This window comes from Microbulbifer variabilis, assembly GCF_056232115.1.
Genome location: NZ_CP174325.1, coordinates 3,307,523 through 3,319,104 on the forward strand (window position 1 = coordinate 3,307,523; position 11,582 = coordinate 3,319,104).

Genomic DNA, 11,582 nt, shown 5'->3' on the forward strand with positions numbered 1-11,582 from the left:
GGGTATTGCCCGCTCTTTTGTTATCTGCCTACAGGAAATTAAGACAATGAGCAAAAAAGCCTTGCTTGTTGTATAGGATCTGTGTGGCAGCAATATAGTCTTTACAGCTATATTCCAACAGTCTGATGAATAAGAAAAAGGATCGACCTAATGGCCTATGTTACGGCACTTTATACCAGTCTCTGTGCAATCCTGATTATCTACCTGGCACTAAGGGTGGTGCAGTTTCGCCGCACTAAGCGTGTGGGAATTGGCACCGGTGATGATCGCTCTAATGAGATCCGAGTGAGAGTGCATGCGAATGCAATTGAATATACACCTATAGCACTGTTACTACTTTTACTTGCTGAACTGGGTGGTTTATCACAAATTTGGCTGCATATATTTGGGATTTCATTTTTACTTTCCCGTATTTTCCACGCATATGGTCTAACTGCCGGTAAAGGTGGGACACACATGGGGCGTTTTTGGGGTACGCTGATCAGCTGGGTGGTGATATTGGCTTTGGCCGTAGTTAATATTGTTCAGGCTGTGAAAGCTCTGTAAACAGCGGGCAAGAAGGGTATCGCTGGTTAGAGAGAGGTGAGCATGGCCAGCGACACTGGTTAATCATCAAATAGTTGGGGGGCTAATAAAAAAGCCCGGCTTAACCGGGCAGAGTACAGGGATGAAACTACAAGCACTTACTGATTGGCGGCAAAGGGAGTAACAGTTTCATCAGAGGTTTCCTCTGCACTGTCCCCTTCCAGCAGAGCCTCCGGTTTGCCTTTGCAGGCTTTGGCTAGTGAATCGCGGCGCTTGGCTAACAACAGCCCTATTTCTTCGCCAGTCTGTTCATCAATACCTTCAATATGGCGCTCTATTAGTGAGGTGATGTTGGCAGCCAGTTCCAGCATCTTATCGTGTTCTTCAGCATCTTTTTTGTTGTCGAACATTGCTCCGTCTCGATCACATTTCCAAACAGCTACTACGGCCATGATGTGCCTCCCAATTGCCTTTCAGACATTCCAATTTTTTTGTATGACCATACAGTAACTGTATAAATATTCAGTGTCAACGCAGGGGTCGACAAATAGGCGGGAAATTAATTGCGGTCAGGAGAGAGAGGGTTGCGATAGCCTGAACACAGGGAATTTTTAAGGCTGTCATAATGCCGCTTCGCAGCTCGGTGTAACCCCCCAGGTGCCGAGTTGCAAACTCCGCTATCACAGGCCCGTAAACCGGGCCTGTTTTTTTTAAATGTAAGCGTTAATTGCCGCTTGGTTATCGAGCAGGCTTCTCGGCACTGTCTTTTGCCCTTTCTGACTCTGGGCTGTGGCCGTCAATCGAAGGAAATCAGATCGTCAATACGAGCTTTGCAGCTAGTCCGATCAGCAATAGGCCAAACAATTGCTGGATGCGGTGGCCCAGGTGCTTGCTGACTAACTGACGCTTGCGGCTGGCATGTACTGCCAAGGCGATGATGCAATACCAGAGGGTATCTATCCCGGAAGCTACTGCGGCCATTCCCAACTTAGTGGTAAGAGTCTGTTGCTCCGATACAAACTGACTGAATAAGGCAGTAAAGAACACTGCAATTTTGGGGTTAAAAAAGGCTACACCAAAACCCTGCGCGATTGCGCGCTGAGTACTTTGTTTTGGTGCCTCCAATTTGGTGGTGCTGGAGCCCGGTGCTGGTGCGCGCAGGGCCTTCCAGCCTAAATACACCAACATGGCGGCACCGGCCCATTGCAAAATACTGAACAGCAGTGGTGAGCTGGTAATTAGTACGGCTAGACCAAAAGCGGTGAGGGCGGCATAGATGGCGACACCAGCCCCATGGGCGATTGCACTGGCGAGCCCCTGCTGGAGCCCTGATGCGGAAGAGCGCATTACGATCAATAGACTGGGCCCAGGAGACATGGCCCCGAGTGCACAGATACCTGCGAGTGATAACCAACCGAGTAAATCCATTATTTAAAGCCGCCCCCTTGTGCCAGCCATTGTTTCTCTTCATCTGTAGATTCGCGGCCGAGTGCCGCATTGCGGTGCGGATAGCGCCCAAACTGCTCAATCACTGCCTGATGAGCCAGGGCGTATCGATAGTGGGTCGCAAGGTATGGGGCAACACTTGGGTCACCCTGGTACTGTCGCTGCAACTGGCTGAAGTATGCCACGGAGCGTCGTTGCATCGGGAGTTTTTCACTGTGCTCCAGCGGCATACCCACGAATATTTGCTGAAATAGTCCGAGTCTGCCGGTGTCTCCGCGCCGTAGGATATCTTCGGTAACTTCCAGCGCGAGGAGGTCTCCCGCAAAGGCTTTCTCGTTACCGCGATAGATATTGCGAGCGAACTGATCGCATAGGAGCACCAGGGCAAGCTCGCCTCGCAGGGTTTGGCGCCAATGGGGCAGTCTTCCCTCCAGAGCCCGCTCGGTAACCCTGCCAAAGTCGCACCGTATCTCGCGATCTAACGCTGGCGTCGCTGCAAACCAGCGTTGCTGCTGCGATTTGGATGGCAAGTGGCCCAGCGTTGGGCCGCCGAACCAGAATGTCAGCACATCCACTATTGAAGACATCAACTTGAACTCGTTTTTTAGTGGTCTGGATTATTGCGACTTTTATACCTGTTGGTCCAGCCGCAGAGGGAGATGGTGCTACCGGAAGGGTGGCGCGAAAAAATTTTTATGCATCTGCATCCAAACCTGAGGCTAGTCCCGTCATAGAGGTGTACAAGGAGAAACGATCTGGAGGTCACAATGTTTACTGCGGGATCATTTAAGAAGGTACAATTTTGCGCCGTACTGTTACTGGCGCTCAGCGGCATGCAAGCGGCAGAAGCCAGGGCGGTAGAGCTGGGCTTTTCTGTGGAAGACATCCACCGGCAGCTCACTGAGAAGACTGACCGGCATTTTATGGCGAAGCTCAATGAGTGTAAGGCAAAAGCTGATTCACAGAGCATCGGATTCCCCTATCCGGTGCATGTAGCTGAGGATAAGCCTAAACAGGGCGCCACACCGAGCCCTTATTCAAAAGGTCGCCTCACAGTCATGTAAGGCCAAAAAGTGGTTTTGGGTATCCCCGACGGTGCAACAGCACATATAACGAGAATGATCAGAGAGTAAAAAATGAGAGCGAGAAATTCACAATCCATGCTGGCTGGCGCTCGCTGGCTGGTAACTCTGGTGGCTGCATTTGCCGCCCTGGGTAGCTGGGCACAGGATGACAGCACGGAGATGCCGAAGCCTCCTGCTCCACCATCGATTGATGCCGAAGCGTCCGAGCCGAACTCACGGGTGCGGATTATGCGTGATGACAACGGCGTGCTCACTATTAAAACCCAGGGTGAAGATGGCGAGCGCAGTGAAGTCAAAGTAGATCTGGGTACCGATTTTGGTGGGCCACTGAGTCAGCGGATTATTGAGAAGCTTGAGAGCAAGGGCATTCTCGACGATCGGGGCCAAGTGGTTGAGGAGGCCCTGGATCAGGTTCCGGAGAATGTCGAAATCGGTTTGACCAGGCATTACGACCACAAGGCCAGGTTTTGGGATAGGGCGCATAACACTGAGCCCTTGGAGTCCTGGCTGGTACCAATAATCGCTCTGATCTGCATTTTTGGGATGCCGGTGCTGATTGTCTGGCTGGTGACTCATAACAGCTACCGCAAGAAACAGTTGGTTGTGGAAAATATCAACCGCATGGTTGCTGAAGGTCGCGATGTACCGCCTGAGATGCTGGATATGCTCGAAGGCAACAGCCCCAGGAGTCCTGCAGATAGAGGCATCACCCTGATTGCTGTGGGTGCAGCGGTGTTTATCTGGCTGACGGCCCTGGCAGGCTTTGGTGTAGGTAGTCTGGGGTTGATCCCACTGTTTATCGGCCTGGCCCGCTTTATCAACTGGAAGCTCGATAACAAGCAGGTGTAAGGACCCGAATATGGACCTCAATGATGAGGATTTGATCAGGCGCACCGTCGAAGACGGGGACCAGCGGGCATATGCTCAGCTGGTTCGCCGCTATCAGTCACAGCTGCGATTCTCGCTCCGTCAGCTGTGTGATGGCGACCAGGGCCTGGCGGACGATATGGCGCAGGAGGCCTTTATCAAGGCCTACAAGGCGTTGCCGGCATTTCGGGGGGATGCCCGGTTCAGCACCTGGTTGTACCGTATCGCCTACAATCTCGTCATGAGCCACAAACGCAAGAATGCGCCAGATGTGGATCAGGAGGCGGTCGACAGAGCTCAAGCAGAAGAGACTGTGGAAGAGTCCCAGCAACTGGGTATGGCAAGGGATCTAAACTCTGCTATGAGTAGCCTGAGCGATGCCCAGCGCCAGGCGATACATCTGTGTATGCAGAGGGGCTTTTCCCATGAGGAGGCGGCAAGCATTATGAAGTTGCCGCTGGGTACGGTAAAATCCCATGTGAATCGCGCGAGGGCCAAGCTGCGCAGCTTGCTCCAGCCATGGCGCGAGGAGGTGGTAAATGGTTAATTTTGAACAGCGGAACACTAAGGGTGGCACCTTGAACGATGTTGCTATAGAGGGCAAAGATCCACAGTTCGATGCCTGGCTAAGCGAACAGCTGCAGTTCGATGAGCCCTACCTGGACGACGATGGCTTCTGTGAAAGCGTGATGGCAAAACTGCCTGCGCCTTCAAAGGATAGTGAGCGCCGTGCCAGCCGATCCCAATACATCGCTGTGTTGGCAGCCTCAGGAATCGTGGCCTGGCAATTTCCATTTGGTGAAGTATTGAGTGAAGCAGCGCGCCAGTCCATCAGCCTTTACAGTCTGGTTGGCGTTGGAATGCTCTCCTCGCTAGTGGTGATGGCTGGCGGTATTTTTGCTGCACGTCGCTGATTAATTCCTAATAGTAATAAATAGGGATTATCGGCCTGCCCCCACTACCAATTGGGGGCAGATAAAATTTTGCTCCTCCGCTAATTGGAACACTTTTAAATAGTGACTTCGTACTGTAGAGGGTATGCTTTTAATTTCTTCTCTCTTTTTTGTATAGCCATGGACAGCGCTATGCTCGACACGGTGCTCTGATACTGGGTTAACGTCTAACCTGCCACCACGGTGCCGGTGGATATTTTCCTCAAATGTAAATGTGGGCCTGTAGATATTTAGTCCCCCTCATCATAAATTACTTTGGAAAGCAGATTTATTCCGAGTAACACACTCTTTAAGGCAAGCGCAGTAAAGTGTATATCCTCACAATCGAATTCCCTTTTTTCTTCTGAAAGAGTTAGCAATTGTTCGAAGTGCTTAAGAGTTGTCTCTGGAGCTCTGGAGAGTGTCGGGCTGACTTTTTCGTCCCTCCCAACAAGCCCGGCAATGTTATTAGCAGCAAGGCTACCGCAATGATATGGGGTACTTGCCCTAGCTAAACAAACATTGCGGTGGATCATGAATATTTCTTTCAGTATCTCCTCTTCCGGTTCACTTTTATACAGTACAAAGTCTGGGGGCTACACAAAATACATATTCAATATTTCAAGGAATAACTCCTCACGTGCTCCAAGGGAATTGTAGAAGTTTGAGCGGGTAATGCCGAGTGTCTCTTAGAGCGCCTTAACAGGGTAAGCTTCATCACCCTCCCTCTAGATCACATTCATGATTGTCTGTAGTGCTTCCCGATCGAACCTCTTTACTCTACTACTTTTTTAAATGTATCGACAAAAAACAGAGCTTCCCATATTAGCTCGCCTACGGAAAGGGTTTCGAAAGAGGTAAGAGTTAATCAATGGCAGCTGGGCAGTTTGGGTGTGTCCGCAGGCCACTTGATAGAGCCGCGGAAGAGGCATGGGAGAGAAACGTTAAAGGATCTATGAGGTTTTCGAGTGGGCTTGATGATGAATGTCCGGAAGCTGCAACGCTGTTGAGAATGCCTGATAGATTTATTAATAAAAAACTTGATTGTTATGGAACTAAGGCTGCTTTTGATTTGAAGTTACTGGCCAGTGGAGATTCCAGGCAGGTATTAACCAGGGTTAACAGATCCGCTAACTTTGGTGACCAGCTCAATCAGCCTGTGTTGATTGCATCAATGGAGTTTTCACGCTCCATAAAAAATCAAATGGTTGTGCTGGAGTGTATAGTGACGTTTAACCATCTAAATGAACCATCTGACCGTGCCACTGGTGTAAAGGCTGGATACCAGTTCAATCGCGGTTTAAGTTTCTATTCAAGTGAGACTTTTACTGAGAATGAAAAGTTAGAATGTAAGTGGCTAAATCAGTAGCTTTTATTGGTAGAGGTTGGTTATTTATATTCTCTGAGCGAAAAGTACATTAAATAGCCTCCTATATTGTTCTTTATCTGATTTTTCCTTGAGATACTTCACAGAAGCTGGCGGCGTACTACTGGGTCAGAGAGTAAGAGTACACTGCACTTGAGAAGCGCTGTGAATACACTCTTTTAAGCTTGAAATCGGTATCCATGCCTCATACGATCCTGAACGCAGTGTATTCCCTCTTTCCCTCTCACCAGCCACCTATAAGCCAATTCCCCAGTGAAGCTCATCGTTGATGTCGGCCACCCTATGCTTAATCCATGCCCACCCAATTGAATTAGCATCAGACTAGTCAAAACTTTTATCTATTTTAATTCGAAGCCAAGAGTACCAATATTTACTGAGGTTATTGCCATTTTCTTTTGATGGCTGTCCAGAATTGATTTGTACCTTTAGAACACCTAGTAGGGTATATGTAAAAGTGATTGATCATCAACTAAATATTATCGACAGGATATAAAAAATAAAATTTGTCTCTGCATGGGTACATGTTTGAGGAATTAAATAATTCTATCTTGAATGAAGGGTACTTATAGCTTTTTTATTTCTATATATTGTAGAGTTTTCAAGTTGTTTTAGTGGCTTTAATAATGGATCTATTTAGCCATTCTTTTGGTTGTAATTCGAGTAATAATCTCAGTGGTTTTTTGGTGGCCGGATGGTCAAAACTATCCAGCCGGGCTGTCAGATCAGCTATCAATATCTAATGATAGGCTCTTTAGGTTATGGATGACTTGCCTCCCATTTTCCTTCCACAACAATATCAGAGTAATGCAACCAGACTTGATCTACTGATACAGATTCTTTTGCTTGTATTAACTTTGTATTTTTATAAGGACTGGTGGGTACAGAGAATTGATATACGCCATTGGTCTCTGCGTGACAGATGGTCATACCTTCACTCCAGATTCCCTGTGAGCTAGTGATATACCAGTCACCTTGGGCATTTTCACAAGCAAAGGATTTTATCTGAGTGCAATTCAAATCGTTGAAGCGGCCGTTGGCTCTGGATAGTGCGCAGTCTTCATTGCTTGTACTGCCAGCATTGTTCGGCTCATTGACATCCCAGCTCCATACAGCTGCTGCGATTCTGTCCGAATTTGTATAGCCCAACATATCCAGTCCGGTAGAATTTAGGCCACATTCCATAAGTATCAATAATTCGCTGGCATTAGTGGTCTTATCATCGCTGCCCCCGGATAAATTTGTCCGATCCTCTGAAACTGACATTATGCCACTCTCTGGGTTTTCCGGGCAGACACCATTGAGAACCTCATTGCGATCGTAAGAAAGTCCACCTTCGTGATTCTTGAACACCAGGCTTTGATAATTATCATCATTACAGGCGGAATTCCCAGTAAAATAAACTTGCTTGCCTGCATTTAAAATATCTCTATCGGTAAGGTCTGCTGGCACCTTACTACAGCCCCCGTTTGGGCGATAGACCAGCTCTCCCATAGACTCTTCCACTCGTGCTATAAATTCATTGTGCTCTCCATCCATTTCATCTTGAATTTTTATCTCTATGACTTGATCTGGATTTTTGTCAAGCCAACTTTTCACTTCATTGAGCCCTTGAATTAACCTGCGATCAAATGAACTGCATCCCCAATGATTGGATGTGCCATGGCAAAGCAGGAGTTCAGTTTTCCAGGTGCTGAAGCTAAAAAATTCATGCACATCGAAGTTGATTCTGCGAACGCCTGCTTCTAGTTGATCGTTCAAGGACAGCTTTTGATTTGGATCTACATAGCGGAATGCATTGGCATACTCCTCAGCGTTAAAGGAGTTGTGTGTTCCCAGTCTGAAACCTTCTCTTAGCGGTACATCGAGATCTATATCGTTTTGAATCTTAAGCGCACGGATACGCCAATCGTTAGAATCAAGTGTGAACTCTCCCGCGGAAACAGATAGGGAAACAATAAAGTTAGTCAATAATAAGGTAGAGAGGGTGGTTGTTTTGACTATGTTATTCATCAATTAATCCAAGTTTATTCCGAAAATTGGTGGGTGTGTGAGTTGAAAAGTGTGGCAAGAAATTGAGAAGTTCAGCGGGATTTCTATATTTTAAACTGAAAATAGCCTGGCTGATTTATCCATTTCCTTGGAAAATATCTACAACTTTTAATGTAAGCTTTCGATGTCTAATTAAATTAAACATCTTTGGTATTATAAAATGTTTATTGATTTTATGTTGTTGGCTTTAAGGTTTGTTGTATCCTTTGTTGAAAGAATTAGTCATTTTTGTGGGCTTGTTGGCGTTATGGCAATATAGTAGGCGACAATTAACTTTAAGAATCTAACATGTCTTTAGTTAACGTAATTGAGCGGGCCCTTAAAGCCTTTGCTGACTTCGTTTGAGGGCCTCGATTACTTTTCTTATTGTTAATCCGGCGGATAAATCGTTTAATTATGCCGCGTACTTAATTGATTTATGTCGGAAATAGGCTGCTACACACGCGGGCTTTTTTGTAACATTCTCATATGAGAAAGTACTTTGCTTTTCAGTTTCTCCATGAGTCGGGCTGGCATACTACTGTGAATGCCCCCCTTTAAGGTTACAATTCAAATACTCATCTGGATTCAGTTCAGGTGAATATGATAGTAAATAATAGATTTCTTTCTCATCCCCGTGCTCTGCCAGTCAAGCATTAATGACTCGTGCATGGTGGACCCTAAGATTGTCCAGGATGAGATAAACTTTAAGTTCCGATTTTTTGGTTAATCGCTTGAGAAAGTCAATCAGCCTATCGGCATTCATACTTCCTTTGTAAATTTGAAAACGCACTGTTCCTTGGTTTGAAATCGCGGATATCATATTGAGTGAAGTAAGCGTGGCATTCAGCTTCACAATGGAATTTTTTCCTTTTGGTGCATCGCCATGCTCATGCTGGCAATCGCTGCGAATGCCTGTTTCATCACCCCAGTAAATCTCTGCGTCTTGCTGTTTAATGCCTGGGTAATCTTCCTCCATCCATTTTTAACGGCTTTCGGGTTTTGTTCATAGGCCCGTTTGGCAGGCTTCTATGGCGTAAAGCCTCGGCGTTTCAGATAATCACCGACGGTGCGAATTGGCATCTTCAAATCGCATTCAGGTTCGATTAACTCCATGACTGCCTTGCGTGCCCACAGGATATAGTCAAGCTTGAGCTGATCTGGCTGCTCATCTGAGATTTGTTTTGAAGCTTTCTTTCTCTACCGTTAGCCTGCGGTTCGTACCTTCCGGGTAGCCGCGCTTTCTAGAGGCCAATGCTTTAAAGTCCTCTGCTTTATAAGCATTGATCCAATTTTGTACTACTCGACTGGAAACATCCAGTGCCAGTGTAATTTTATCGCATTAATAATATCCATTTGGATATTGTACCGAACTATAGAAATACCAGATTAGCAACCAAAAACTTTAATAGCGGTGTCTTTGTGCCTTATATATAGGAAGAGGAACGCGTAAATTATCGAGCCGATATTTAAAATGGATTGCTATATTGACGTGGCAACACTGCTGAATACTAATCCTGGCGGCTCCTGGGTGTTTGTTATGGATAAAAATGGACGTATCTTTTGCGGTAATAAAGTCGGTGACATTCAGAATCATTCGGCATTTTTGTCTGGGCAACCAGTTGCTGCGGCAGGACATATATCTGTGGCAAATGGGAGAGTAGAACTAATTAACAATTTTAGTGGTCATTACCCACCTACCAGTAACTACATGGAGTAATTTAAGGAAGAGCTGGAAAAAACAATGTTGACCTAAGGGTGACAAAAATCCAATTTGGTATCTCTTCAAAAATTTACGCACTACGCGCAAAAAACAATCAAGATCCATTTTATACAGGGAAATGGTATCAAAGTTTTCGTGGTACAGTAATCAGGGATACCGTTGATGGTAGCTCACATACATATAATGGCCGCACTCACATTCAAGGGCAAAAACTAAGGCTTTATCCTGATGGGCCCAAGTGCAATGGCTTTAATGTGGGAAAGTTGAACAGGGGAATAGCGGTGGGAAGTCCGCCTCTGAATTAGTAGACTATAGTGTGCGGACTAATTCTTGTTAATTGATTTTTTTAATGGCTACTTTTAACGTCAAATTTATATGTTTTGATTAGCGTCCGAAAGTGGATGTCACTTTCGGACAGAAATTCTATTGATTGGGCCGATAAGGGATGTATTCCAATTGCCCTCTAGTCAATTATTTTTAGGTAATACTAGTGTAACTCCGAACAATTTCTTAATATCAACAACGCTTAGCCAAGCCCCAATTCACGTTCAATTTGAGCTTTCCGCCATACCGAATATTTTTGGGGGAGCTTGGCTTCCTTGGTGTTATCAGCGATGATCGCACGTCCCATGCTGGGCCAGCATAAAACGGCCAGTACTCGTGGGGCAATTACTTGAAAGACTTTGGGTGGCCCCATCAGGGTTTTTAGTTTCTGTACAAGAGGCAGCCAGGAAGCAGGGACTACCTGCTCGGCAATCGCCCATGAAGCCTGGGGTTCACTGCCTAGCTGTTTCGTAAGGGATTCGTAGCGTAGTGTCGCTGCTCGGAGAGCCGCTTGTGGAGATGCTATTATTACTGCACGTGCGCGTCGCTCTGCACATAGCAGACAGATCTCTTTGGGTAGACCACTGCGTTCAGCCAACTCTGGATTTAGTGCCCAGCCGCTGGCTTTTATATGGCACTGACATATTGAACAAGCATACTTTGGGTTGTCAGCATTAAAGAGTGAATTTACTTTCTGTGGACGTTCGCCGTTTCGCCAGTAGAGGGGATATTGATCGAAAATGGAGCTGGCAAAGTATCTTGCAAAGATTAACCAGTCGATATCGGTAACAGTTCCAAAACGGTCCTTACGCACAAGTTCAGGAATATCCAGGCTATAGAGGTGGCGCAGGCAGTGGGTGCAGGGCTTTAGTTCATCTTGTGGAAAAACTTTTTGTGCAGCAGTGTAGTCGCTACTCGCCCAAAGTGAACCTTGGTAATTGCTTAGCGATGGGCATTTAGGGGTTATATGGATTTGCCCAAAAGAATGCCCCTGGGTAGAAGGGCTTTCTTCAAGGCCAAATACAAATACCGGAATGTTACGGTAGCGCCAGCCACAGGTGAGGCTATCCAGGTCTGAGTAGTCCAGCTGAATACCAGAGCTGATAGCTTCTGCCAAACTGTTCCGACTTGGAGTATTCGTCGGTACTTTCAATAGGGGACTGTCGGCGGGAATTCCGTGATCGCTACTCTCCGGTTGACATGATGTAGCTTTCATAGGCGTGAAGCCGTGCCGCGGCTCTTGTGTTTGGTGTTTATGAATAGGC

Annotated in this window: 15 protein-coding genes; 7 read left to right on the top strand and 8 right to left on the bottom strand. The window is 46.5% G+C overall.

Going from position 1 to position 11,582, the window contains the following annotated elements:
• The first annotated feature begins 150 nt into the window (after positions 1-150).
• Positions 151-546, top strand: a complete 396-nt coding sequence (locus ACJJI7_RS14770) for an MAPEG family protein (RefSeq protein ID WP_020414869.1) — start codon at positions 151-153, stop codon at positions 544-546.
• 137 nt (positions 547-683) lie between these two features.
• On the opposite strand, the gene ACJJI7_RS14775 is transcribed toward ACJJI7_RS14770, so the two are convergent.
• From ACJJI7_RS14775 to ACJJI7_RS14785, 3 genes are all read right to left on the bottom strand, one after another.
• Positions 684-977, bottom strand: coding sequence for a YebG family protein (locus tag ACJJI7_RS14775; RefSeq protein ID WP_020414870.1), 294 nt, complete (start codon positions 975-977; stop codon positions 684-686).
• A gap of 358 nt (positions 978-1,335) precedes the next feature.
• Complete coding sequence (locus ACJJI7_RS14780; protein WP_020414871.1) at positions 1,336-1,953, bottom strand: LysE family translocator; 618 nt, start codon at positions 1,951-1,953, stop codon at positions 1,336-1,338.
• The gene (locus ACJJI7_RS14785) at positions 1,953-2,558 is read right to left on the bottom strand and encodes a DUF924 family protein (protein ID WP_020414872.1); all 606 of its coding nucleotides are present in this window, start codon (positions 2,556-2,558) and stop codon (positions 1,953-1,955) included. Before ACJJI7_RS14785 ends, ACJJI7_RS14780 begins: the two co-directional genes overlap by 1 nt.
• A 180-nt stretch (positions 2,559-2,738) precedes the next feature.
• On the opposite strand from ACJJI7_RS14785, the gene ACJJI7_RS14790 reads away from it, so the two are divergent.
• From ACJJI7_RS14790 to ACJJI7_RS14805, 4 genes are all read left to right on the top strand, one after another.
• Complete coding sequence (locus ACJJI7_RS14790; RefSeq protein ID WP_020414873.1) at positions 2,739-3,035, top strand: hypothetical protein; 297 nt, start codon at positions 2,739-2,741, stop codon at positions 3,033-3,035.
• 72 nt (positions 3,036-3,107) lie between these two features.
• A complete protein-coding gene (locus ACJJI7_RS14795) occupies positions 3,108-3,905 on the top strand; it encodes a DUF6249 domain-containing protein (RefSeq protein ID WP_444901849.1) in 798 nt (265 codons plus the stop codon).
• A gap of 10 nt (positions 3,906-3,915) precedes the next feature.
• Positions 3,916-4,470 (top strand): sigma-70 family RNA polymerase sigma factor, encoded by a 555-nt coding sequence (locus ACJJI7_RS14800; RefSeq protein WP_020414875.1) that lies wholly within the window; start codon positions 3,916-3,918, stop codon positions 4,468-4,470.
• Positions 4,463-4,837 carry a hypothetical protein gene (locus tag ACJJI7_RS14805; protein WP_020414876.1) on the top strand — a complete coding sequence of 125 codons (375 nt, stop codon included), beginning with the start codon at positions 4,463-4,465 and terminating at the stop codon, positions 4,835-4,837. Before ACJJI7_RS14800 ends, ACJJI7_RS14805 begins: the two co-directional genes overlap by 8 nt.
• 269 nt (positions 4,838-5,106) lie before the next feature.
• Here ACJJI7_RS14805 and ACJJI7_RS14810 read toward each other — a convergent pair whose 3' ends face one another.
• Positions 5,107-5,391, bottom strand: coding sequence for a hypothetical protein (locus tag ACJJI7_RS14810; protein WP_020414877.1), 285 nt, complete (start codon positions 5,389-5,391; stop codon positions 5,107-5,109).
• A gap of 335 nt (positions 5,392-5,726) precedes the next feature.
• Between ACJJI7_RS14810 and ACJJI7_RS14815 the strand changes: the two genes are divergently transcribed.
• A complete protein-coding gene (locus tag ACJJI7_RS14815) occupies positions 5,727-6,224 on the top strand; it encodes a hypothetical protein (protein ID WP_353375111.1) in 498 nt (165 codons plus the stop codon).
• A 774-nt stretch (positions 6,225-6,998) separates the two neighbouring features.
• On the opposite strand, the gene ACJJI7_RS14820 is transcribed toward ACJJI7_RS14815, so the two are convergent.
• The 3 genes from ACJJI7_RS14820 to ACJJI7_RS14830 form a co-directional block, all read right to left on the bottom strand.
• Complete coding sequence (locus tag ACJJI7_RS14820; protein ID WP_353375112.1) at positions 6,999-8,252, bottom strand: phosphoinositide-specific phospholipase C-related protein; 1,254 nt, start codon at positions 8,250-8,252, stop codon at positions 6,999-7,001.
• A 667-nt stretch (positions 8,253-8,919) separates the two neighbouring features.
• Positions 8,920-9,249, bottom strand: coding sequence for a transposase (locus tag ACJJI7_RS14825; RefSeq protein ID WP_444901848.1), 330 nt, complete (start codon positions 9,247-9,249; stop codon positions 8,920-8,922).
• A 50-nt stretch (positions 9,250-9,299) separates the two neighbouring features.
• Positions 9,300-9,449, bottom strand: a complete 150-nt coding sequence (locus tag ACJJI7_RS14830) for a winged helix-turn-helix domain-containing protein (protein ID WP_425411213.1) — start codon at positions 9,447-9,449, stop codon at positions 9,300-9,302.
• 361 nt (positions 9,450-9,810) lie between these two features.
• Between ACJJI7_RS14830 and ACJJI7_RS22645 the strand changes: the two genes are divergently transcribed.
• Entirely contained in the window at positions 9,811-9,990 is a 180-nt protein-coding gene (locus tag ACJJI7_RS22645; protein WP_507021899.1) for an IQM protein middle domain-containing protein, read from the top strand.
• Between the two features lie 529 nt (positions 9,991-10,519).
• Here the strand turns inward: ACJJI7_RS22645 and ACJJI7_RS14835 are convergent.
• The gene (locus ACJJI7_RS14835) at positions 10,520-11,533 is read right to left on the bottom strand and encodes a hypothetical protein (RefSeq protein WP_353375114.1); all 1,014 of its coding nucleotides are present in this window, start codon (positions 11,531-11,533) and stop codon (positions 10,520-10,522) included.
• Positions 11,534-11,582 lie beyond the last annotated feature (49 nt).

What these genes read in the sequence shown, in the direction of transcription:
- ACJJI7_RS14775 (WP_020414870.1), bottom strand. Translation starts at nt 977, where the DNA reads ATGGCCGTAGTAGCTGTTTGGAAATGTGATCGAGACGGAGCAATGTTC.
- ACJJI7_RS14805 (WP_020414876.1), top strand. Translation starts at nt 4,463, where the DNA reads ATGGTTAATTTTGAACAGCGGAACACTAAGGGTGGCACCTTGAACGAT.
- ACJJI7_RS14825 (WP_444901848.1), bottom strand. Translation starts at nt 9,249, where the DNA reads ATGGAGGAAGATTACCCAGGCATTAAACAGCAAGACGCAGAGATTTAC.
- ACJJI7_RS14800 (WP_020414875.1), top strand. Translation starts at nt 3,916, where the DNA reads ATGGACCTCAATGATGAGGATTTGATCAGGCGCACCGTCGAAGACGGG.
- ACJJI7_RS14770 (WP_020414869.1), top strand. Translation starts at nt 151, where the DNA reads ATGGCCTATGTTACGGCACTTTATACCAGTCTCTGTGCAATCCTGATT.
- ACJJI7_RS22645 (WP_507021899.1), top strand. Translation starts at nt 9,811, where the DNA reads ATGGATAAAAATGGACGTATCTTTTGCGGTAATAAAGTCGGTGACATT.
- ACJJI7_RS14780 (WP_020414871.1), bottom strand. Translation starts at nt 1,953, where the DNA reads ATGGATTTACTCGGTTGGTTATCACTCGCAGGTATCTGTGCACTCGGG.
- ACJJI7_RS14795 (WP_444901849.1), top strand. Translation starts at nt 3,108, where the DNA reads ATGAGAGCGAGAAATTCACAATCCATGCTGGCTGGCGCTCGCTGGCTG.
- ACJJI7_RS14810 (WP_020414877.1), bottom strand. Translation starts at nt 5,391, where the DNA reads ATGATCCACCGCAATGTTTGTTTAGCTAGGGCAAGTACCCCATATCAT.
- ACJJI7_RS14785 (WP_020414872.1), bottom strand. Translation starts at nt 2,558, where the DNA reads ATGTCTTCAATAGTGGATGTGCTGACATTCTGGTTCGGCGGCCCAACG.
- ACJJI7_RS14835 (WP_353375114.1), bottom strand. Translation starts at nt 11,533, where the DNA reads ATGAAAGCTACATCATGTCAACCGGAGAGTAGCGATCACGGAATTCCC.
- ACJJI7_RS14820 (WP_353375112.1), bottom strand. Translation starts at nt 8,252, where the DNA reads ATGAATAACATAGTCAAAACAACCACCCTCTCTACCTTATTATTGACT.
- ACJJI7_RS14790 (WP_020414873.1), top strand. Translation starts at nt 2,739, where the DNA reads ATGTTTACTGCGGGATCATTTAAGAAGGTACAATTTTGCGCCGTACTG.
- ACJJI7_RS14815 (WP_353375111.1), top strand. Translation starts at nt 5,727, where the DNA reads ATGGCAGCTGGGCAGTTTGGGTGTGTCCGCAGGCCACTTGATAGAGCC.